At 42.1% G+C, this 22,050-nt stretch carries 17 protein-coding genes; 1 reads left to right on the forward strand and 16 read right to left on the reverse strand.

What is annotated here, in order from left to right; genetic code table 11:
* Positions 1-293: 293 nt before the first annotated feature.
* The 13 genes from ACJYYY_RS07205 to ACJYYY_RS07265 form a co-directional block, all read right to left on the reverse strand.
* Entirely contained in the window at positions 294-914 is a 621-nt protein-coding gene (locus ACJYYY_RS07205) for a MerR family transcriptional regulator (protein ID WP_408868773.1), read from the reverse strand.
* A gap of 488 nt (positions 915-1,402) precedes the next feature.
* Positions 1,403-2,944, reverse strand: a complete 1,542-nt coding sequence (locus ACJYYY_RS07210) for an ABC-F family ATP-binding cassette domain-containing protein (protein WP_408868774.1) — start codon at positions 2,942-2,944, stop codon at positions 1,403-1,405.
* Between the two features lie 177 nt (positions 2,945-3,121).
* Positions 3,122-4,621, reverse strand: coding sequence for a helix-turn-helix domain-containing protein (locus ACJYYY_RS07215; RefSeq protein ID WP_035315301.1), 1,500 nt, complete (start codon positions 4,619-4,621; stop codon positions 3,122-3,124).
* A 184-nt stretch (positions 4,622-4,805) separates the two neighbouring features.
* Positions 4,806-5,579: a DUF1295 domain-containing protein gene (locus ACJYYY_RS07220; protein WP_408868775.1), complete on the reverse strand. Its 774-nt coding sequence runs from the start codon at positions 5,577-5,579 to the stop codon at positions 4,806-4,808.
* 11 nt (positions 5,580-5,590) lie between these two features.
* Positions 5,591-7,369, reverse strand: a complete 1,779-nt coding sequence (locus ACJYYY_RS07225) for a DegV family protein (RefSeq protein ID WP_198015771.1) — start codon at positions 7,367-7,369, stop codon at positions 5,591-5,593.
* Between the two features lie 34 nt (positions 7,370-7,403).
* The gene (locus ACJYYY_RS07230) at positions 7,404-7,805 is read right to left on the reverse strand and encodes a DUF2177 family protein (protein ID WP_035315298.1); all 402 of its coding nucleotides are present in this window, start codon (positions 7,803-7,805) and stop codon (positions 7,404-7,406) included.
* A 426-nt stretch (positions 7,806-8,231) separates the two neighbouring features.
* Complete coding sequence (locus tag ACJYYY_RS07235; RefSeq protein ID WP_035315297.1) at positions 8,232-9,110, reverse strand: LysR family transcriptional regulator; 879 nt, start codon at positions 9,108-9,110, stop codon at positions 8,232-8,234.
* Positions 9,111-9,235: 125 nt separating this feature from the next.
* Positions 9,236-10,429 (reverse strand): MalY/PatB family protein, encoded by a 1,194-nt coding sequence (locus ACJYYY_RS07240; RefSeq protein WP_408868776.1) that lies wholly within the window; start codon positions 10,427-10,429, stop codon positions 9,236-9,238.
* A complete protein-coding gene (malX, locus tag ACJYYY_RS07245; RefSeq protein ID WP_035315295.1) occupies positions 10,416-12,002 on the reverse strand; it encodes a maltose/glucose-specific PTS transporter subunit IIBC in 1,587 nt (528 codons plus the stop codon). The genes ACJYYY_RS07240 and malX overlap by 14 nt, the downstream gene beginning before the upstream one ends.
* Before the next feature lie 113 nt (positions 12,003-12,115).
* Positions 12,116-12,892 (reverse strand): MurR/RpiR family transcriptional regulator, encoded by a 777-nt coding sequence (locus tag ACJYYY_RS07250; RefSeq protein ID WP_408868777.1) that lies wholly within the window; start codon positions 12,890-12,892, stop codon positions 12,116-12,118.
* Between the two features lie 366 nt (positions 12,893-13,258).
* On the reverse strand, positions 13,259-14,599 hold the full coding sequence (locus ACJYYY_RS07255; RefSeq protein ID WP_051457029.1) for an aldehyde dehydrogenase family protein: 1,341 nt from the start codon (positions 14,597-14,599) through the stop codon (positions 13,259-13,261).
* A 369-nt stretch (positions 14,600-14,968) separates the two neighbouring features.
* Positions 14,969-16,081 carry a glycerate kinase gene (locus tag ACJYYY_RS07260; RefSeq protein WP_035315294.1) on the reverse strand — a complete coding sequence of 371 codons (1,113 nt, stop codon included), beginning with the start codon at positions 16,079-16,081 and terminating at the stop codon, positions 14,969-14,971.
* A 27-nt stretch (positions 16,082-16,108) separates the two neighbouring features.
* On the reverse strand, positions 16,109-17,137 hold the full coding sequence (locus ACJYYY_RS07265) for a hypothetical protein (RefSeq protein ID WP_035315293.1): 1,029 nt from the start codon (positions 17,135-17,137) through the stop codon (positions 16,109-16,111).
* Positions 17,138-17,421: 284 nt separating this feature from the next.
* On the opposite strand from ACJYYY_RS07265, the gene ACJYYY_RS07270 reads away from it, so the two are divergent.
* Positions 17,422-18,006 carry a GNAT family N-acetyltransferase gene (locus ACJYYY_RS07270; RefSeq protein WP_035315292.1) on the forward strand — a complete coding sequence of 195 codons (585 nt, stop codon included), beginning with the start codon at positions 17,422-17,424 and terminating at the stop codon, positions 18,004-18,006.
* Between the two features lie 300 nt (positions 18,007-18,306).
* Here the strand turns inward: ACJYYY_RS07270 and ACJYYY_RS07275 are convergent, their stop codons facing one another.
* The 3 genes from ACJYYY_RS07275 to ACJYYY_RS07285 are packed head-to-tail and all read right to left on the reverse strand — an operon-like array spanning position 18,307 to position 22,007.
* The gene (locus ACJYYY_RS07275) at positions 18,307-19,671 is read right to left on the reverse strand and encodes a PTS ascorbate transporter subunit IIC (protein WP_035315291.1); all 1,365 of its coding nucleotides are present in this window, start codon (positions 19,669-19,671) and stop codon (positions 18,307-18,309) included.
* Between the two features lie 19 nt (positions 19,672-19,690).
* The gene (locus ACJYYY_RS07280; protein ID WP_035315290.1) at positions 19,691-19,972 is read right to left on the reverse strand and encodes a PTS sugar transporter subunit IIB; all 282 of its coding nucleotides are present in this window, start codon (positions 19,970-19,972) and stop codon (positions 19,691-19,693) included.
* Entirely contained in the window at positions 19,965-22,007 is a 2,043-nt protein-coding gene (locus tag ACJYYY_RS07285) for a BglG family transcription antiterminator (protein WP_408868778.1), read from the reverse strand. Before ACJYYY_RS07285 ends, ACJYYY_RS07280 begins: the two co-directional genes overlap by 8 nt.
* Positions 22,008-22,050 lie beyond the last annotated feature (43 nt).

Raw genomic sequence — 22,050 nt, forward strand, 5'->3', positions numbered from 1 at the left:
GTCGTTTTAAGCCTACCTGTTTTTTCAGTCACTAAACACTAAAATTGGGGATTGTTTTGTTAAAATCCACTCATATTTTAGTAACTATAACAAAAAAAGCAAATTCTCTATCGATGACTTTCGATAGAGAATTTGCTTTTTATTCACTTTGAACTCCAATGCTAAATAGAACAATGCTCTTTTAGTTTATTCTTATCAATTGACTCAGAATACATAAAAGTTACAAATGAAGTTGATGAGAACAATTCAACTGTTTTTTCGACTAAACAGATGACTTAAGAACAAGAGATACTTTAACTTCTATTTGTGTGGGCAACATATATCTTTATCATTTGGAAAAAAAAATCTTTTTGTCTATCAAACTTGACATATTTAACCCTATCGATACGTGATCTGAAATAAACCTTTTCAAAAATGATCTTATGTTTTAAATTCAGTTGAATAAAGGACTCTACAAAGGCGATTTTTTCTTCTTCTGTTACGTTTTCTTTTCTGTCATACAATTCAAAAAAACGTTTATTAAGCGCTATCGCATTCTCATCACTATTTAAATCTTCTAAAATATTCGAACTCATCTGGGAAGTATCGATTCCACAAATATTTTCCTTAGAAATTTCTTCTGTTAATTTTTCTAATTCCATCTCCAACGTTGCTATTTTTGTTTTTAGCCGACGAATATAAATATATTTAAGCAGATCGTCGATAAATAAAGGATGCAGTAAAATATCTTTTATTTCCTTGATGGTGAATTTATGTTTTCTTAAATAAATAATACGCTCAATACGTTCAACTTCCGATTCACAATAAAAACGTTGTTGCTTCTTCACACTTTTGATTAAATTCTCTTCTTCGTAATAACGAAGTGTACGCGTCGATATACCATATTTTTTTGAAATCTGCCCAATGTTTTTCAATGTAATGTTCCTTCCTTGAAAATATTTAATTAGCTTGTTTTTAAGATATCAGAATTCAAATTATATTTTCATTGTCAATCTAGAACAGAACATAACATAATATAAGCTACGATGTAAAAAATATTGAGAGCTAGCTTACCCTGTCTATGCACTATTTATACACACATTAAAAGAGATTCATCTCCATCTGAATACATCAATCTTATTGGTTTAAAAACCTATACATTTGACTTTTCAACTTAAAAAACGACCTCTTTTTTCCGTTTATTTATTCATCTATATAACTAAAACACTTGGAACTCTTTTTTCATTACGTTGAGTGAATAGCTACCACCAGCGTTTAAAAAGCTACAAGATATTGGTAAATTAGATAGACGGTCGATAAATTGTGTCTGCATAAATATTTTTTTGCTAAATCAAAAAAAAGACGAGTAAACACCCTTTACCAGAGATGATTACTAATCCATCTAATCCACCCAAACTTATTGCTACATTTTGTTCAACTGTAAGCTTTCAACATCAACAATCTTGCTCACAACACCTTCATAGAAGTGTTTTTCGTGCGAGACGAGTAAGACGGTACCCGGAAAGTTCGTTACGGCAACGCTCAAGGCACGTTTCGTTTCTTTATCCAAGTGGTTGGTCGGTTCATCCATTACTAAGATGTGACTATTCACAAGTGTCATCGCACATAGTTTCACCTTCGTTTGCTCGCCGCCACTTAATTGTGCCAACGGTTTCTCGACATGTTCGGCCGTTAACCCACTGCGTGATAATTTGCTCCGCACTTCTTTTGTCGTTAAATGCGGCATCTTCCCTTTAATAAAGCTAAACGGGGTATCATTAATATTATCCCACTCAAGTTCCTGCGAAAAATAATTGATTTTACCATTCATCGGCAAGACTGCTTCACCACCAAGCGATGGCAACAGCCCTAAGACTGTTTTAAGGAGCGTCGATTTGCCAAGACCGTTAAAGCCTTTAATTAACACTTTTTCACCGGTCGTAATGCTTAGAGTAATTGGTGGCAACAGCGGTTGCTCGTACCCAATTTCAAGTTGGTGCATGCTAATCGTCATATCGGTACTCGTGTTCACATACGGGAAAACATACTCGCCCGTCGCTGCTGTGCTCGGTGGTGTGAGGCGTTCAATCCGATTTAGTTGTTTTTCACGACTTTTAGCAATCGTCGACCGTGAACCGGCCTTATATTTTTGAATGTATTTTTCCATCTTCTCGATTTTTTCTTGTTGTTGGTGGTAGTTTTTTAAATACAGTTCATTGGCTTCTGTTTTAAGTTTAAGGGCTTTGCGGAGGTTGCCAGGGTATTTTTTAATGCGACTAAATTCAATGTCACATATACAGTTTGTAATCCCATCCAAAAAGGCCTCGTCATGCGAAATAACGACAAAACTGCCCGGAAACGGATTCAAGAAATTAGTAAGCCATTCGATATGTGTATCATCCAAGTAGTTGGTCGGCTCATCAAGCAGCAACACATCGGGTTGTTCGAGCAATAGTTTCGCAAGCATCACCTTCGATTTTTGCCCGCCACTCAGTTGATTCAAGCGGCGATCAAAACCAATCGCCTGAATGCCAAGTCCGCTTGCAATCGTCTCAATCTTACTCTCGAGTTGATAAAAGTCATGCTGTTCGAGTTCTTCTTGCATATCACCAATCTTATCAAGCAACTCCGGTTCTGCTTCAATCCGCAAATACATCGCGCCAATTTCTGCCTCCATTTGATAGAGACGTTCAAAGGCTGTTTTCAAGTAGGTCATGATGGTTTCTTCCTCACTAAATTGCAGATGTTGTTGGAGGTAGCCGACCGATGTTCGTCGTCCCCACACAATTCGGCCCTCATCTGGCATTACTTCGCCCATTAAAATTTTAAGGAGGGTTGTTTTCCCCGCCCCGTTTTTACCAACTAAACCCAAATGATCACCGGCATTTAATTGCAGGTTGCCTTCTTCGTATAACACCTTATCGGGCAGTTCATATTTCAAGTTCTCAATTACCATTAAACTCATTTATATTTCCTCTTTTCTTTGTGTTACTCAATAGGCAAAAAAAAAGAGTGTTGCGCATCGAACATGCACAACACTACTTCGCGTATAGATACATTATCAGTTGATACTGACCCGTTACTTTTGCTTTACTGCTCTCTTGGCTATTATGACACGAAAAAAGCAGAAGTACAAGGCTACCTAACCTACGAATTTAGATACGATAAACGATTGGTTTGTTTGATCGGCTTCAATCAGTTGTTGAATTAGGCGCCAGTGTTTCATCGAGGGCAGACTTGAAACAGCAATCGTACATGTATCTTTTACAAGGTAATTTGATACGGTTGATAACACCACATCGTAGGTTTCTATTGCACCTTTGGTTTCATCACTGTCTTCATCACGCATAATGCGACTCGTCACATGATGGCCAAAGCGATCTTTCAGTTGTGTTTCAATTAACTGAGCTTGCTGAAATTCTTGACCACAAAAAATACCGACTTTAATCGGTTTAATATGGTTAATCAAATGCTCTGTTAAATGAGGCCAGTGAATAATTGTCGTATAGATGAACTCATTTAAAATCGCATCTTGCCATTCATATTCTGCTAAAAAGGGCAAAGCCGATAAGGTTGTTTTAAGATTGGTAACAAACATCCGAAACTCGGCTGTGATGTATTCCATAAATGCCGTCTTCTTATCATTAATAATAAAATTCAAGCCACTCGACCAAACCGTCAAGTTATATATCTGGTAGGCAATACCTTCTACATTTTCAATCGGAACCTGCCATTTCATCGCAAAATTTTCTAAAAAAGACTGAATACTTGTTAACGTTTGTCCGATTGTATCAGGGTACGCCAATGCCTTTGCTTGTAAGTCACTGGCACTCAAGACAAATTCAGTTTGTGCAAACACATTAAAGATATCCCAAAAACGTTCAAGCGTTAACGCTATTCCAAATAGAGCGGTAAATGTTTCACTGAATGTCTTATCTGCCAACAAGTCTGATACCATCGGATTGAAAGGTGTATCAGTAGTGACTTCTGGTAGTGAAAAGCCCTTTTGAATTCGTAATATATTCGCAAACGTAACGGCTCTAATGAGATTAAGATCGGGATAATTCAAGCGGATGTCAAGTTTTTGTGCCATTAGTTTGAAAAAATTCGTAATAAACTGCCGTTGTTCAGCTGCAAAAGGGAGATTTCCGCTTGGGTATTTTTCTTTAAAGAAATGCGTCATTAAGTTGCGAACAGCCTTTTCATCGCCCACAAGCTGATATGGATTTGTTGAAATAGCAACGTGATGTTCTTGCAAGACGCTGTTAATCTTTTTAACCGCGCGTTTTAACGTCGACTCGCTAATATCTAACTCTGTTTGAATTGTCGTTTTTGTTAGCTCGCTATTAAAAAACAACAGCTCTAGCATGTTAAATCCTGTACTTTCATTTAAGGTAACAGTGTACACAAAGTCAATTGAATAATGACTGGGATAATTGATGCGTAATCCCCTTTTTGTTGATGTTTCAATCATAAAGGGCGTGAATTTTTGATTAATCTCATACACATCACTTTTTAAGATACGATCTGAGCAACCAATCATCTTTGCAATTTCAGAGAGGATTATCCAGCCATCTGTTTTCACTAAAATTTCAATAAAGTGTAATTGCCGTTGTTCGGTTGCTGATAAAATGCGTCTCAACTCAGTCACTCCCTTAAAAACTATCTGCTTATAGAATAGCCCCTTTTTTTAAAAAAAGGTGTCATCTTTTACCTCATGATAGGTATTTTTCAATCACCATCCGCACACTGATACTTGGCACTAAACGACATTAAACTAAAAAGGAGCAAACATTAACTGTTTGCTCCCAGACTGTAGATAAGCGCTAAGCGTTCTTTTTTATCCCCGGAAAAAACTTCGCGGTCTTAGCTGCATACGCTTGAAAATCGGGACGATCTTTATATTTTTGTTCAAGCAATGGCACGCCTGATACAAACAATAACAACAAGGTAATGCCGAGCGGTCCAATAATGCCACTTAATGATACGACTGAGGTAATACTTAACAAGTAGATGCCCCACCAGCTCAGCGCTTCGCCAAAATAGTTCGGGTGGCGGGTAGTTGACCAGAGACCTGTCGTTAAGAGTTTGCCTTTGTTGGCTGGATTGGCTTTAAATTGTTGGAGTTGCCAATCGCCGACGACTTCATAGAAGGCACCGATGAGCCAAACGAGCAGGCCAAGGTAATGCCACCAGTGCAATGGATAGGGTTCGGCTGTCATCATAAAAAACAATGGCAGCGACAACACGTATAAAATCACGCCTTGGAAGACAAACACGTTTAAATAGGCTTTTAACATCGGAAACTGGTTGCCCCACCGTTTGCGCATGTTGACGTAGCGATAATCTTCGGGTTTGCCAATGTTACGTTTTGCTAGATGGGCAAACAGGCGTAGCCCCCACAACGTAACGAGGCTAACGACTATCGTTGCTAGCACCGTTTTGGTGGGCATCACTAAATAACCCATCCAAGCAACCAGCACAAAGCCCGGCCCCCAGGCCAAATCAACAATGGCATTATTATGGATAATTTGAGCAATGATAAATAGCAGTGTAAAATAGCCGGCTAATGCCAAGGCCACAAGTAAGTAGAGCGACATGATATTCCTCCTTAAGTGGTTGTTACCGCAATCGCCACGCAGCCTTCGCCAGCGCTCATTGCAATAACGGCCGATATGTTTTCAAGATAGCTTGGCGCGATGCCGAGCTGTGTTGTTGCTCGCTGTGCCAGCGCTGCTGCCCGTTGTGGTGCATTAGCGTGGACAACCGCATAGCGTAGCAATGGGCTTTCCTTTTGCAGGCGGCGCAAATGACGTAGCAGTTTGCGTTCGTTGGCCTTTGTGCCAATCGTAATCCCTTGCACCTTACCCGCCCCCGCAGCCGTTAAACCGATGAGTGGTTGCAAATGGAGCCGCTGTGCGATTTTTCCGAGGCGACTCGGTAAACGGCCAGATTGAATCATTGCGGCCACGCTTGGTACGCTCACAACAATTTTCGTCCGCGCAATTAATGCTTCTCCGAGGCGAATCAGCGTCTCAAAATTCCGCCCCGCTTTGAGTGCTTCGGCTAATTGCATCACGATTAAACCTTGACCAACACTGTTTTGCTTTGAGTCAAGGACGGCAATTTTAAAGTCAGCACTGGCGACTCTAGCAGCAGCCCGTTGCATCGCTGAAAAGGTGCCACTCAATTGTGATGACACGCTCACCATAATGACTTCGTTATAATCCTGTTTGAGACGTTCGAGTCGTTGAATCATTAAGGCCAACGGCGGTTGCGTCGACTGTTTTACCGTTGTATTTACGTTAGCATAAAACTGTTGATCGGTTAACGTCACTTTGTCGAGATAACTGCGGTCATCAAGCCTTAAGGTCATCGGCAGCACTTGGATTTGCTCGTTCAAGACAAACTCAGCCGGTAAGTCTGCAATCGAGTCGGTCACGAGTGCAATCGGAGACTGACGATGCTGTTTTACCATAAATTGCAGCACCATGTCATCAACCTTTTGTTCGCTAATGTGCCCATACTGATTAACGACGGCAACGACGGCTGCAGGTGTGTTTGTATGGAGATGAATACGGGCACTCTGTTGGCTCATTGCCACCACGAGTGAATCACCAAATCGGCTTAGCAATTGTTTTAATTCGGCTTGCGACACCGTTAAATCAATCACGAGTAGTTCGGTGCAATAACGCTGTATGGGAGCGGTCGTCAGCGGATGTTCTGTTGGTGTAATTGTTCCGATTACTCGTATATCAGCTGCTTTAAAAGGCCCGGAAGTCGGATTAAGCAAGGCGGTCGTCACGCCTTTAATAAAATAGTAAAACCCGAGGGCACCAGCATCCACAACCCCATTTGTTTTTAAGGTTTTCAACTGTTGTGGCGTTGCTTGCACACTAAGCTGGGCGTCGTTAAGCGCGTTTGTTAAGGCTGTTCCAAACGACTGCTCCTGTTGAACACCGTGCTGTAAACGATCGCCCCACTGTTTCATCACGGATAACATCGTACCTTCCGTCGGGTTGTTAATCGCTTGATAGGCACTACGCGTTGCTTGTTGGGCCGCTTCGGCAAAGGTTGCCAACGCGATTGCTGGTTGTGGCGGTATCGCCGCTGCCAGTCCGTTTAAATATTGGGCAACAATAATACCAGAATTGCCACGCGCCCCTTTAATGGCAGTTTCACCGATACGATGGGCACAGGCCGCGCTTGTTTCGCCTGGGTGTTGCTTCATTGCAACGATTGCTTGCATCAATGAGGCAAGGTTGCTCCCGGTATCACCATCTGCAACGGGGAACACATTAATATCATTGAGTTCTGTTGTATGTTGCATCACTGTTTGCGCCCCTTGTTGAAAGGCGTATAGTAAGTCGTTGCTTGTTATGTTAAACATCTTGTTCATAGTCTCCTCTTGTTTTGTTTATAAACTACCAGTTGCGTTTTAGCGCCAACCAAGACACACTGCCGGCAGTCAACGACGTGATAAAACTGCCCCAGATTAAATCAGTGACAGTGATGAGTACAGGCCAATGCGCCAATGTGGCTAAATTTGTTAGATCGTAGGTCGCATAACAAATCAAGCCAAACAGCGCACCCGAGTAGACGGCCTGTTCTACACGGTTAGCAACCACGGCGGGGAGGATGACAAAATATAATAACCCCACAATAAAAAGCATATAAAATAACACAGCAGGCAACAGTCGAACGGCTCCCATTAATGAGCCTAGTTGTTGGGCATAAAAGTGCTGATTCACACCAATTAACCAAATTAAGTCGACAATCAAAAAAATGATGGCACTGCTAAGATATAATTTAAGATAGCGTTTCATCAGATTTACCTCATTTCACTTATCATTTGATAACTAGTTTAGCATTCCTGTTAATGAAATACTAATGAAGTGCTTATTTGTTGGCATTAAACCTGCTCATTACGCTTCCTTTATTTAAGACGGTTGTAACAGAGGTGCCTGCTAGAGCATCTTAAAGCCTATTTTACACCTAAACGAATTATTACATTATTGCTCGTTATTCTTGTTATTATCTTTGCCTTTAAAAACATGACGCTTATTCAAGTTAGTTGCATCTTCTTCTCCGTTAATCTGCCGTTGCTTTAATTAATTCTAATTATCTTTTTACTTGGCAGTCTTGTTGGGTTGGTATTTAAACTAAAAAAGCTCATTCACTATCGACAGCTTTCGAAGGTGAATGAGCTTTTTAACTATTTTCTTGTCTTTATCGCCAAGACTGGGGTCATTTCATTGCACAATTTCTTGTACAATTGCTATCATCTCTTTAACGCCAGGTTGATTTGCTTTGTCATTGCGAAAAATAACACTCATACTGTTCGTTAAGTGGAAGTTTTCGACGGTTAAAATCTTAACGGCATCATTCGTCCGTACTTGGCGTACAATATCAGGTGCCAGCAACGACACACCTAAATTTTCGCTGACCGCCTGAATTAATGATGGCGAGTTAACGCTCGTCCACAGTGCTTCGGGATTTAGGTTCCGCATCGCAAGGTAATTATCGAAGGTGTCACGAATCGCACTCCCTTTTTCGCGTAATAACAGACGTTCTTTAAGCACATCATCAATCGTCACCCGCTCTTTTTGAGCCAGTGGGTTATTGACCGAACAAATAAACACGAGGTCATATTCTGAAATTGTCACCGAAGTGATTTTATCATACGAACTGACGCCTTCACCAATCGCTAGATCGAGTTCATTGTTTAAAATTTTCTGTTCCAAATCACCAGGATTTTCGATTTGAACGGTCACCTTATTATCGGGATAGCGCTGCTCGTGTGTTTTGATAATTTGTGATAAGAGTGATGTCGCTACCGTAATTGTGCTCCCAATCCGTAAATTATTTTGTTGAGCCAGTTTATGGGAAATTTCTGAGATGTCATCAATTAAACTTAAAACCGCTGTCGCCTTGGCCAAAATCATCTTTCCGGCTTGATTGAGGTGAATTTTACCAGCTGCTCGATCAAATAAACTAATCTTCAATTCGGTTTCAAGTTCTTTCAGTGAGCGTGATACCGCCGGTTGACTTAACAATAAGTTATTCGCCGCCAAGGTGACACTACCATCCTTTGCTACCTGTTTAAAAATCATTAAATGTCGTAAATTCATCGATTCACTCCTTCATTATATAACGCCACAGATATATCCAACTAATAGTTATACCTTTTATAACATAAAGTATACGCTGTTATCGTTATAGCGACAAGTAATAACCCTTATTTTCGTAAGCGCTCTCAGCTGTTTTTTTCTAAAAAAGTCACAGCACGCTTAAGTCGTTGCAGTCCCTCTAATAATTTTGCGCGTGAGCAACCAACGTTAAAGCGAATGAACTGGTCGTTATGCGGATCATAGGTCGACCCTGGCATAATCGCGACTTTACCGACGTTAATCAAGGCATGTTGGAGGTCAGCAGCCGTTACATTTAAGCCGCTCACATCGAGCCACGCCAGATAGGTTGCTTCAGGGATGTTAAACCGAATGGCTGGCAGTTCAGCTGCTAAAAAGTCTTTAATTAAGGTGAGATTGCTCGTTATCTGCGTATTAAGGTCATCGAGCCAATCGCCTCCTTCTTCATACCCGGCAACGGTGCTAATCATCCCTAAGATACTGGTCGATGAGAGACCGTTTTTATTTTTAAGGCTATACAAGAAACGTTCACGCTCCATCTCAGAAGGAATGACACAATACGAGCCAATCAAACCGGGTGTATTGAAGGTTTTACTGGCCGAAGTACAGATGGCAATGTGCTGCAAATAGCGCTGTTGTTGCACGAGCGGATGAACAGCGATACTTGCACGACTAATATCCATGTGGATTTCATCGGAAATAATCTTCACGTGATGACGTTCACAAAGGGTGATGACTTCTGCCAGCTCAGCTGTTGTCCAGACGCGCCCCGTTGGATTATGCGGGCTACAGAGTAAGAGCACGCGAGTCGTCGGCAATGCTAACTTCGTCTCTAAATCACTAAAATCAATCGTGTACTGACCGTCTTGATAGAGCAAACGGTTATCGACCACATGACGACCATTTGCTTCAATCACCTTAAAGAAGGCATCGTAGGCTGGTGTTTGAATGAGCACACCTTCACCAGGTTGCGACCACATCTCGATTAGTTTAGCGACCGAAAAAATCACGGCTGGGCTGTATACAAGCCAATCGGATTCAATCGTCGTTTGATAACGCTCGTGATACCAGTTAGTAATTGCCTCTTTGTAATACGCATGGTTCCAGCGGGTATAACCAAATAATTGATGTTGCATGCGTTCGTTGAGGGCGGTCATGATGGCAGGAGCCACGAGCACATCCATATCTGAGACGGTGAACGGCAGCAAGTCGGCTTGCCCAAAACGGTCTTCAATGTAATCCCATTGGGTACAAAACGTCCCTTTGCGGTCGATTACGGCGTTAAAATTAGTTTTTGTCATGGTGTTCGTCCTCCATTAAGTGTGCAATCTCATTTTTAACCCCAGCCACCTGTGAACCGATAATCACCTGTAAGCTCGTGGCATCGAGTTTCATTACACCGAGGGCACCACTGGCCGTTAGTTCGGCATCGTTAACGACACCCATGTCATTGACCACTAACCGTAGGCGCGTAATACAGTTATCTAAGTCCGCAATATTCGTTGCGCCACCTAAGGCGTTTAAAATGCGGGCGGCATCATATTGACTGCCTTTGCCGTGATTTAATTCTGCGTCAGACCGTTCAATTTCATCCTTCGTTAACGGTTCACGACCTGGTGTTTTAAGGTTGAATTTTTTAATGGCCCAACGAAACACGAGGTAGTAGACAATAAACCAAATGATACCGACGAGGATAACGAGGTACCATTTTGTATCAGTCCCTTGCATCACACCAAAGATGAGAAAGTCCAACACACCGCCATCAGTATTCCCGATAACAACATGCAACAGTGCCATTACCATAAAGCCTAAACCCGTCATAATCACATGGAAGAAGTATAAGGCCGGGGCAATAAAGAGGAATAAAAATTCAATCGGTTCAGTAATCCCGGTGACGAAACAGGCAAGTACACCTGAAATAAGCAACCCTTTCACCTTTGAACGTCGTTCTGGCAATGCCACTTGATACATTGCTAACGCGGCTGCCGGGAGACCAAACATAAAGGTTGGCATCTTCCCTTGTGATAAGAAGGCTGTTGCATCAGGACTAATGGGGCCGCCTGATTGTAATTGTGCGTAGAAGATATTAAGCGCACCTGAAATCGTATTGCCGTTGACCACTTCTGTCCCACCTGCTTCGGTGAAACGAATCATTGCCACTAAAATATGATGAAGACCGAATGGTAGCAAGAGTCGTTCGCCAGCACCGAATAAGAACGGACCGAACACACCTGCTTTTTGAATTAGCTCACCAATTGCTGCGATACCTAGCGCAAAAAACGGCCAAATCATGGGCAGAATTATGCCGACAATCGCTAATACAAGTGAACTAATAATGGGGATGAAGCGTGGACCGCCGAAGAAAGCAAACGCATCGGGCAGTTGAATCGTGTAAAAGCGTTTATGTAAAAGATAGACGATGATTCCGACAATAATACCGCCAAGCACACCCATCTCAAGTGTTTGGATTCCAAGCACCATGCCTTGACCAGCTTCGCGTAGATGTTCACTAGCAGCCAAACCCTTTGTTTCTGTTAAGTAGAAGTTAATTGATAAATGCATGATGATGTAACCGACTAACCCTGAGAAAGCCGCTACGCCTTTTTCTTGGCGAGCAAGTCCGAGTGGAATTGCCATCGCGAACAACAGTGGTAAGTAGGTAAAAGCAAAACCACCAATTGTAGACATGAAACGAAAAATCACCTGTAAAAAGGCATAATCTAAAAAGGGAAACTTGTCGATGGTACTCGGGCTACTAAATGAACTCCCAATGCCGAGCATTAGACCCATGAAAGCAAGAAGCGCCACCGGCAACATAAAGGTTTTGCCTAATCCTTGAAAAAATTCACCAACACTAAATTTTTGTTTTTTCATTATGCATCCTTCTTTCGTCGTTTATGATACCTTTACTTTAGCATGGCATCTACAGACAAGAAAGCGTTTTCAATATTACGGTAAAAGTTACATTTTATGAAAAAACTTACACATTAACGTTCGACACCGGTCGCTTTCAAGTACTCTAGTAACACTAATTCAAGGATGACATGAAAAGGTATCCGCGAGGTCATATCGAGTTCGCCGTAGTAAGCGTTGGTGACATGGGCTCGTAATGTAACAACACTTCTTTTTTCGAGGCTGCTGTTCGCGTTACCAATCAATGAAATAATCGGCACGTGACGCTCATTTAAAGCGGTGGCGTAGCGGACGACATGCTCTGTTTCGCCCGAATACGAAATGATAATCGCTAAATCAGCTGACGTGAGACGTTGTGAAACGATTTCTAATTCATCCCAATCACTGCGAGCTGAACTTAACTTGCCAGCAAAGGTCAACTTGCGACTCGCTTCAAGACAGAGCGGCAACGAGGCGCCGACACCGAAAAATTCAATTGATCGGCTTGCCATAATGTGACTAACAGCCGCTGCAACCTTGTTGGCTGATAAGTTCGTAATTGTCGCGTTTATTTCGCGTTCGATTCGCTCGGCTTGACTCGTTAACGACTCTGTTTTGACATCAACGACTAGCTCTGTCTCATGTTCGAGTGCTTGTGCGACGGCGAACTTGAATTGTTGGTAACCGGCAAACTCAAGTTGCTTACAGCAACGGCTAATAGTCGCAGTCGAGATAAATAGACGTTTGGCAACGGCATCAATCGTACTCGTAATAAACAACTCAGGTTGAGCCATTACATCCTCCAAAAAGGTGCGTTCGAGTTCACTTAAATTGGCTGCTTTTAATTTTAGTTTTTTAAAGAGACTGTTCATTTAACTTTCCTACTTTCTGATTTTTTGTTATTCTGATGTATTTTCATGGTAGTGTATTTTTCACTTACTATCATAGCATGTTTAGAGCGACACGATCGGCGCTAAAAAAGGGCACTCAAAAAACGATAACAACTGTTGCGATTGTTATCGTCTGAGACTGAGGCTTGGTAGCGTTGATCAAGCTAATTTCACTTTTATTCCTCTAGTATTTAAAGCCTAAACTTGGATGATTTCAAAAATAACGGGTCGACGGAAAATAGTCGAGACGTTATTTTATCCAATTACTGCAGTTTAAAACGGCTTTTAAGTACTTTCATTTTTCTCCAGCTTTTTTGCTTCTAACAGGTTGCATTCCCTTTTGTTTCTCTATTGACCATATGCTAAGCGTTTAATATTGAGCAAGTTCATCACACTGACGTTATCGGTAGTGCTGCTGCCACCCACTGCCCCACAGCCTAAGGTTAATGACGGCAGTAAACTTGTTGAAGCACCAATTGCACCCAATGAGCCAAACGTATTTATAAGGATACGTGAGGCATCGATTTGTAAACCGAAGTCTAAAATATATGCTTCGTTGGTCGAATGCAAAATGGCGGTATGCCCGGCACCTTCATTACCGAGCAACGCGTTACAAGTCGCAACGCCTTCTTCCCATGAGTTCACAGTATACATACCTAAAACAGGCATCAGTTTTTCACACGAGTATGCATTCTTGCCAATGGTTTCAATCCGCTCTTCTGAAACAAGGACTTTTGTGCCTACTGGAATAGTTAAGCCACTTAAACGGGCAATCGTCGCGACTGGTTGACCGACAAATGCGGGATTCATTCCACCTGTTTCTTTCATGATAAAACGGGCAAGTTGATGTGCTTGTGAACGTGTTAAAATGTAGGCGCCTTGTTTTTGCAGTTCCGTTAAAACAGCTGATTTAATCGCTTTATCAACGACGATTGATTGTTCTGATGCACAAATTGTCCCATAATCAAACGTTTTGCTACGAATAATTGTTGCAACGGCTGTTGTAACATTAGCTGATTGTTCAATATATGCCGGTGCATTTCCTTGACCCACACCAATTGCCGGTGTCCCTGATTGATAAGCCGCTTTAACCATCGCTTCACCACCGGTTGCTAAAATGAGCGCGGTCTCCGGTGCACGCATCAATTCAGTTGTTGCGGCAATGCTTGGCTCAGAAATAACTTGAATCAGCCCGGCAGGCGCTCCCGCACTCACTGCTGCGCGTTCGACGTAATGTGTCGCTTTAATAATCGCTTGCAATGCTTTTGGATGCGGTGAAAAAATCATCGCATTACGCGTTTTTAACGCGATTAATGCTTTATAAATAACGGTCGATGTTGGATTGGTAGAAGGAATCAAACCGGCAATGATGCCCATCGGAATCGCAATGTCAATTGTCTTAGCTTTCTCGTCACGAGCTATTTCACCGACTGTTGCCACAGCTTTAATGCTGCTGTAGACCGCCTCTGCTGCAAATTTGTTTTTAATGATTTTATCTGCTATATTACCAAAGCCAGTTTCAAGGTGGGCTACTTCTGCTAGTTCTGCAGCAACCGCACTCAACTGTACTGATACAGTTTGAACGATTTTGTCGACCTGTTCTTGTGTAAATGTTCGATAAATTGCTTGGGCTTCTTTAGCATTAGATAATAACTGAGTGACCGTTTGGTTCGCTGTTGTTTTAATCATGTTAAACGCCTCATTTCATTTATTTGTCTTTTCTTTACACCTTAATAGTATCAAAAACAGCATCGTAAGTGGGTGGCAAAAAAGCAACATTAACACTGATACAAAAGCTTTTATAGCATTTTTCACGTGAAATCAGTTTCAAACTCAAAACAATGTAAAGGTTTACAATTCAAAGTAGATAATAACGTAACCGCTTACAAAAAGACGTCTTTTTTTGGACATATTCAACGATTTCTTTCATCATTTTTTACGTTTCGATGCTATTTTTAATCGAAAAACAACCGAATTAACAGTTTTATCACCGCAAAAAAACCTTTCGTTTCCGAAAGGTCACTTTCTGTTATATAACAGTTTTGATTTTAGACATTTTTAGCGTAACGATAATAGCGACGCAACACGTTCAGCAGCAGCAGTTAAATTGATTGTTGCCTCGTCGATTGCCTCATCGATTGTAGTGACCCGTTGCACAATCGGTACCACCACCGTTACACCGTCTGAACGGAATCGTGCCGCATCGCCGCTAACACCGCCAACCAAAGCGATAACCGGCACCTTCGACTGCTTTGCTTTGCGTGCTAACGACAGCGGCAGTTTTCCAATTAAACTTTGATGATCAAGCATACCTTCACCAGTAATAAGCAAATCTGCACTCTCAAGTACATCGGTAAAATGCGCTTGTTCAGCTATTAAATCTGCGCCTGAGACTAGTTTTGCCCCTAAAAAATGCCGTAAACCAAAGCCAATCCCGCCGGCAGCACCATCGCCTGGCGAGCTGTTAACTTCACCCGTTGTCACTTCGAGATAATGTTGCATCGCCTCATCTAGCTGAGCTAATTCAGCGTGGGCAAACCCTTTCTGTGGACCGAACTGATACACAGCGCCCTCCGCCCCAACTAACGGACTGGATACATCTGCCGCACCAATCAACGTGACATCTTTCAAGCGTTTATCGAGTTGCGTGACATCAGTGTAGGCAATCTCAGCCAACTGCTGTGCGCTACCAGTTAAAACAGTACCCGTTCGATCATAAAAGCGAACGCCAAGCACAGACAAAAGCCCCATTCCACCGTCCACAGTTGCACTACCACCTAAACCAACAACGATTTTGCGGGCCCCTTGATTCAAGGCCGTCATGATTAATTCACCGGTACCAGCACTTGAATAATGTTGTGGATGAACAGTCTCCGTCTTAAATTGAATACCTGAGGCTGCACTTACATCGATATAAGCGGTTTTAGTCGCCGCGACCCAACCATACTCCGCCTGTATCACATCCCCTATTGGGGATGTCGTAGCAGTATGACACCAACTGGCGGATGGCGCATTTGCCAGCAATGCCCGGGCTGTTCCTTCTCCGCCATCAGCCATCGGTATCGTGTATGTTTGGTGACCATGTGCTTTAAACACAGCGGCAATCAATTCATTTGCCGCGACACTCGATAACGACCCTTTCATAGCATCCATTGCGATGATAATATTCATTAAGGTTCCTCCTTCTTGTTTGCGCCATTATTCATTTGATTCCAATGCAAGGATGCCACTCTTAGCAACTAATAATGCTACGACATCACTCCTAATACCATTTACAGCATAAGCAAACACCTTAACCGGCTGATTAGTACGTAAAACCGGCGTTTTTATTTCAAAAAAACCTTTCTGGTCTGTCCGACTATTATACGTGGTCTCGTCAAGCTCAAGTTTAATTTGGCGCAACGGTTCACCGACACCCTTAATATTTGTCATACCATTAAACAGTGGCTTTATCGTCGGTGGTGGCGGTTTAATCGATTTGACATTAGCTGTTTTTTCGAAAGTTGTGCAAAGTGTATATGCACTAAGATTATGTGAACACGCCTCTAAAATCTCAAGATAGTAAGTACCTTGTTCTAACAAATATGACGTCGTTAAGGGAACGTCTAACACCTCACAGAACGTTACAGCTTGTGTCACCAGTTCGTTCGTATAAAGCGTCACTATCAATGCACTGTCAGCTTTAATAGCTAGTCTTAACGCCCCACTGTCACTAACACTGAAGCGATATAGCTGTTTTCCTTTATCAGACGCACTAGATTTAACATGCCGTTTCGTTTTTGCTAAATCCAATTCATTTAACTTTACCATGTTATTATTATCATATTCGCTAATTAGCGGCCGTGAGGATAACGCATAATAACCGTCGCTCGTCGCCTTTACCTCAATGTCATAACGACCAGGCGTGACACTCACTTTTAATTGCTGCGCAGATACATTCTGAAATATATTACGAGATACCACCTCACTCGTTTGCGTATTGTAGAGATTGACAACACCTTCGAAAGTTGAGTCTATTGTATCGAATTCAAGCGTCAAAAGCGCAGATTCCTTGAACACGATTTGATAATTATCAATCTCGCTCACTGTACTGTATGTCTGGCTAATCTCCAGTTGGCTGCCACTTAAAAACAATGGTAATCTCATTTTGCTAGCAAGCTTTTTTTGATGCCCACTAAACAAAATCATTTTCACTAACGCTGGATGAAGCATTTGCGATTGAGTCACCTAAATCCTTACCTCCTTATGATTTCCTTTGTTATAACATAACCCTTTTCAGTACTTTCTAATCATGCTACCTTACCTTTTTTACTAAATTTCTCAAAAAATAAATAGCGTAAAACTATACATTCCTTTGATAATAAAGACAGGCTTCTGTATTGTACACGCTTAAAATTTCATCTACCTAAATAATCACTCTATATCTTTTATTTTTTTATAGCAATCGCTTGATTGTCTTTGTCGCGTCATTTTGCTATACTGTTAAAAATCTCTTACTTGGAGGCGTTCCTATGAATGACAATACGAAATTACAGATGTTATTAGCACAACATAGCGTGTTGCACGGTAAGCGCATTAAGCTTCGCCCAGTTACACTTAATGACGCGACTGCGCTTTTTGAGTATGCTAGTGATCCAACGACGACACAATTCATTTTTGAAACCCATTCTTCACTTGCCAAAACACGCGAGTCGATAGCAAACTTCTTCATGAGTGATCCACTTGGTAAGTTCGCGATTGAACACATCAACTCACAGAAGATGATCGGTACGATTGACCTCCGGGTGGATGCCCTACACCAACGGGCCGAACTTGGTTATGCCCTAAACAAGGCATACCAAGGCCAGGGCTATATGACTGAAGCTGGGCAATTACTCTTAGAGTTGGCCTTCTCAACCTTAGGTTTGAACAAGGTCGAGTCGCACTGCGACATTAACAACCCCGCTTCGGCGGCCGTGATGAAGCGACTCGGTTTACAGTATGAAGGCACCCTTCGGCAACATAAATGGTTTAAAGGCAAATTTTGCGATTATGCTTTTTATGGTTTGTTGAAAAGTGAGTATCAAAAAAAGCCTGTTGCACCATCCAAAGAATAGTCAATCGATTGATTGGCTTGAGACTGAAGATAAACACTCTGCTAGGTCGTTCAACAGCGTATAAATTGGAAAGAGCGTGCGGGCGATTATTTACCATCGCTCGCAAAGAGCTTAAAATTTACGAGCTGTTAGCTGATTTCATGAGAGGATATAACAGTATTTCTATTCAGTCTACTCTTTTCACAGAAAAAGCAAATTCTCTACCGATGATTTTCGATAGAGAATTTGCTTTTTTTTGGATTGTAGACAAAATCGAATGAAACTTCTGTTGCTTTAACTCTCATTTCAAGTTGTTTACTTTTAATCTTCCTCACTATTATTAACTGCCACTTTAGAAGGGCGTAAAATACTTGGTAAGGCAAGCACAATCACAAGGATGCCAGCTAAACCATAAATCCCACCAGTACCAATCATGTCGCCCACTTTACCTAATGCGAGGCCGATAATAGCGAAATCGACATCACCGAAGGTAGTGTTGCTGAAGCCTAATGCGCCGAGTACTGGTAATAATAAGGCTGGTAAGAATGCTAACAGTAATCCGTTCACGAAGGCGCCGACAACGGCACCACGACGACCACCGGTTGCATTACCAAAAATACCGGCTGTTGCCCCACAGAAGAAATGCGGTACGAGCCCTGGAATTATTAACACGCCACCAGCAATACCTAGCACAAACATCCCAATTAATCCACCAACAAAACTACTCACAAACCCGATAATAACGGCTGTTGGCGCATATGGGAAGAATACCGCACAATCGACAGCTGGCACTGCATTCGGAATCAATTTTGTTGCAATCCCTTGGAAGGCTGGAATTAAATCAGCTAAGATCATTCGCACACCTGCGTATACAATCGCCACACCAACGGCAAACTGTAAACCACTTAACACCGCAAAGATATACGGTGACTTACCATCAGACAACGTTGATACATAATCTCCACCCGCTGCAATCGCTGCAATCAAGTAAAAGACAATCATCGTTAAACCAGTTGAAATAGTTGTATTACGTAAGAAACTGTATTTTTCTGGCACTTTAATATCTTCGGTACTGGCGCTTTTTCCGCCAACCGCTTTGCCGATTAAAGCCGATAAGTAATAACCGAGACTACCGAAGTGGCCAAGGGCAACTTCATCACCATCGGTTACTTTCAAGGTGAAACGTTGGCCAATTGCTGGTGAAATCGCTGACCACGCCCCTAAGAAGAAGCCACCGACAACGACCATTTGCCAGCCACTAAAGCCCGTTGCACCGAGCACTGCTGATAACAGACAAGCCATGAAGAAACTGTGATGGCCAGTTAAAAAAACATATTTATAACGGGTCACACGCGCAATTAATAAGTTGAACAGCAGCCCCACAACTAAAATACTCATTGTTTCAACACCGAGCAAGTCTTGCGCAACCGATGTAATGGCTTCGTTATTTGGTACAACACCCTTAATGTGGAAACCTTTTTCAATCATTTTAGAAAGCGGTTCCAAATTACTCGAAATAACATTGGCACCGGCAGATAGCATTAAATAACCTAAAATTGGGCCAAGTGTACCGGTTAAGACTTTATGACCGGGTGACTTGAGCGCAATTAAACCAACCATTGCGACTAATCCCATTAAAATAGCGGGTTCACTGAGCATATCTTTTAAAAATTCCAAAAATCCCATTGTTATTCCTCCTCTCTTATTAGTTATTGTTCATCTCGATTAAGGTTGGCAACACATCTTCGGTAATTTTTTTACGGTTCATATAACTACGGGTAAAGACAACCTTTTGATCGGGTTTGAAAATATCTGCAAATTCCTTCACCGTCACAAATAAATCAGCATCCTTACCTGAAGCCGCATTTGAATCGATTGATTCAGCGTCGATTTCGATGCCATTTGCCTTGGCAATTTCTTCAATCTTCAGTTTCAACATTAAGCTACTCCCAATTCCATTGCCACACACTGTAATCACTTTAATCATTGTCAGCACTCCCTTTTAATTTAATAATCGCTAGTAACTCGTCAGTTGACGAGGCATTTATTAAAGCATCGATGGTTTCATCATCTTCTAGAATATTAGATAATTGCTTTAAAGCGGTCAGATGACTGTCATTATCAACCGTGCTTAGCACGAACAGCAGTTTCACCTGATACTCTTCCCCGCCCTCTTGCTTCAGGTCAAAATCAACCGGCACCTTCATTTGCAATAAGCTCATTCCCAGTTTTTTGCCACCGTTTTCTGGTCGCGCATGAGGAATAGCCACTTGCGGTGCGAGAACAATATACGGGCCAACATCCTCAACCATCGCAATCATGGCGGCGACATAATCAGCCGTAATATAATGATCAGTAAGGAGCGGTTGAGCTGCTAACGTGATGGCTGCCTGCCACGATAATGCTTCGTCACTTTGTTGAATGTGGTCTTTAATTAATAAATCGGTCAAATTAACTCCTCCTTCATCTTTCCGCCTAACATTAAGCAAGCGCGAAATCCCTTTAAAAAGGGCTGTTTCATCTTTGATGTCAGCATGGCGTTTAACAAGTGCGATAATATCATTCGCGTTTATTTGATTTTGGGACTGTTGCAATTGAAAATCACGTTGTAATTGACGTTTCAACAGTTCTTTTTCAACCGGGTTCAAAATTGGTTTCGTCACATAAAGTGGTTTACTCGTTTGAAAATAGATGGTTGAAAAAATAAGATCGTACGACGCTGGGGCTAACTGTTGGCTATCGCTCACACTGTGCACCGTTTCAAAGGCAATACTCGGAAATAAGTCCTGTAACTGTTGTTGCATAATTATCGAAGAACTGACGCCATTCGGACAAACGGTTAAGGCCCTAATATGACGTTCTCTACTTGGAAACTGGAGCTGTCCGCCAAAATGGATGGTAAAGTAGGCAATTTCAGCATCCTCCAAGGTGGTATCCAACGCGGCTTCAAGTGGCCTTAACCCCTTGTGAACAAGCGTATAAAGATCCGCATATTCAGCCTTAATTGTCGCGACATAAGGATTAGCAATCGACGCCCCGAATAACAGGCGGTAAAAACAAGGAACGACATGCTGATAAAGACTCGCACTCAGCTGTGAACGTTGCTCAAACACCGTTAAGGTTAATCGCTGCACTTCATCAATGATTGCCTCTGTTAACTGTCTGAATTCTGGTTGTGGATGCTCGTGTTCACCTTGTAAACTCGCTAACAATTGGGCGGTCACAAAGATGACATTGCCAGCCGTATCTGTGGTTAGCCGCAGCTGTTTGACGATTGTTTCAGCCATCACTCGTAAACGATGGCTTTGGCCGTAATGCTTTTGCTTGACCGTAAACACAAGCGGTGCCGTTTGTTCAGCCACCTGTACTAACGACAACATTGCAACGAGATGCTCAAATCGTTCGGCAACGAAGCTAACTTTGTGCGTTTGAGCTAATGTTGTCAAACGTTCGGCCATATCAGCAGTAGACTGCTTCAGCCCCCACTTCGAAAAAACTAGGGCAAACAATTGCTCAAATTGGGGTGAACGGCGCATTGTTTGTAAGGTCGTTTCAATACAGCGACGAATCGCTTGTTCAGCCCCAGTAATCGCATAACCGTGTTGGCGCGAGTAGGAGAGTTCCAGGGAGAACTGGCCTAACTGCTCTTTCACTTTTTTTAAGGCAATCACGACAGAGTTTTTACTCATTTGTAAGAGTTGCTGATAATGTACCTGTGACACTGCTGTTTGCTTGATATAGGTATACAAAATAATGAGTTGACACCGCTCGTGATGATTTAACACTAAGGCAGTCGAGACGTTAGCAAGCCAATCCGACCGTAATTGAGGTGAGATGGTTAGCTGACCGAGATGCAACTGAATGCGTGCGTCACTGATTGTCTCTAAACGTGCATTTAATTGTTCAATTTCATACCAAGCCTGCTTTTTGGTTAACTGATGGACAATCGCAAATTCTGCTAATGAAACACTTCCCCGTTCGAGCAGCACACCCATCAATGAAACTGTCTTTGAATCTAACATGTTGTTCTCCCCTATCTCTAATTCTAGCTTAATGTAAACGCTT

The sequence above is a fragment of the Brochothrix campestris genome (genome assembly GCF_046058945.1).
In the GTDB taxonomy this organism is placed as follows: domain Bacteria; phylum Bacillota; class Bacilli; order Lactobacillales; family Listeriaceae; genus Brochothrix; species Brochothrix campestris.

Coding starts and splice junctions, on each gene's coding strand:
- ACJYYY_RS07275 (WP_035315291.1), bottom strand. CDS start 19,671: ATGGGATTTTTGGAATTTTTAAAAGATATGCTCAGTGAACCCGCTATT.
- ACJYYY_RS07240 (WP_408868776.1), bottom strand. CDS start 10,429: ATGACAAAAACTAATTTTAACGCCGTAATCGACCGCAAAGGGACGTTT.
- ACJYYY_RS07285 (WP_408868778.1), bottom strand. CDS start 22,007: ATGTTAGATTCAAAGACAGTTTCATTGATGGGTGTGCTGCTCGAACGG.
- ACJYYY_RS07250 (WP_408868777.1), bottom strand. CDS start 12,892: ATGAACAGTCTCTTTAAAAAACTAAAATTAAAAGCAGCCAATTTAAGT.
- ACJYYY_RS07210 (WP_408868774.1), bottom strand. CDS start 2,944: ATGAGTTTAATGGTAATTGAGAACTTGAAATATGAACTGCCCGATAAG.
- ACJYYY_RS07255 (WP_051457029.1), bottom strand. CDS start 14,599: ATGATTAAAACAACAGCGAACCAAACGGTCACTCAGTTATTATCTAAT.
- ACJYYY_RS07270 (WP_035315292.1), top strand. CDS start 17,422: ATGAATGACAATACGAAATTACAGATGTTATTAGCACAACATAGCGTG.
- malX (WP_035315295.1), bottom strand. CDS start 12,002: ATGAAAAAACAAAAATTTAGTGTTGGTGAATTTTTTCAAGGATTAGGC.
- ACJYYY_RS07230 (WP_035315298.1), bottom strand. CDS start 7,805: ATGAAACGCTATCTTAAATTATATCTTAGCAGTGCCATCATTTTTTTG.
- ACJYYY_RS07260 (WP_035315294.1), bottom strand. CDS start 16,081: ATGAATATTATCATCGCAATGGATGCTATGAAAGGGTCGTTATCGAGT.
- ACJYYY_RS07220 (WP_408868775.1), bottom strand. CDS start 5,579: ATGTCGCTCTACTTACTTGTGGCCTTGGCATTAGCCGGCTATTTTACA.
- ACJYYY_RS07225 (WP_198015771.1), bottom strand. CDS start 7,369: ATGTTTAACATAACAAGCAACGACTTACTATACGCCTTTCAACAAGGG.
- ACJYYY_RS07235 (WP_035315297.1), bottom strand. CDS start 9,110: ATGAATTTACGACATTTAATGATTTTTAAACAGGTAGCAAAGGATGGT.
- ACJYYY_RS07280 (WP_035315290.1), bottom strand. CDS start 19,972: ATGATTAAAGTGATTACAGTGTGTGGCAATGGAATTGGGAGTAGCTTA.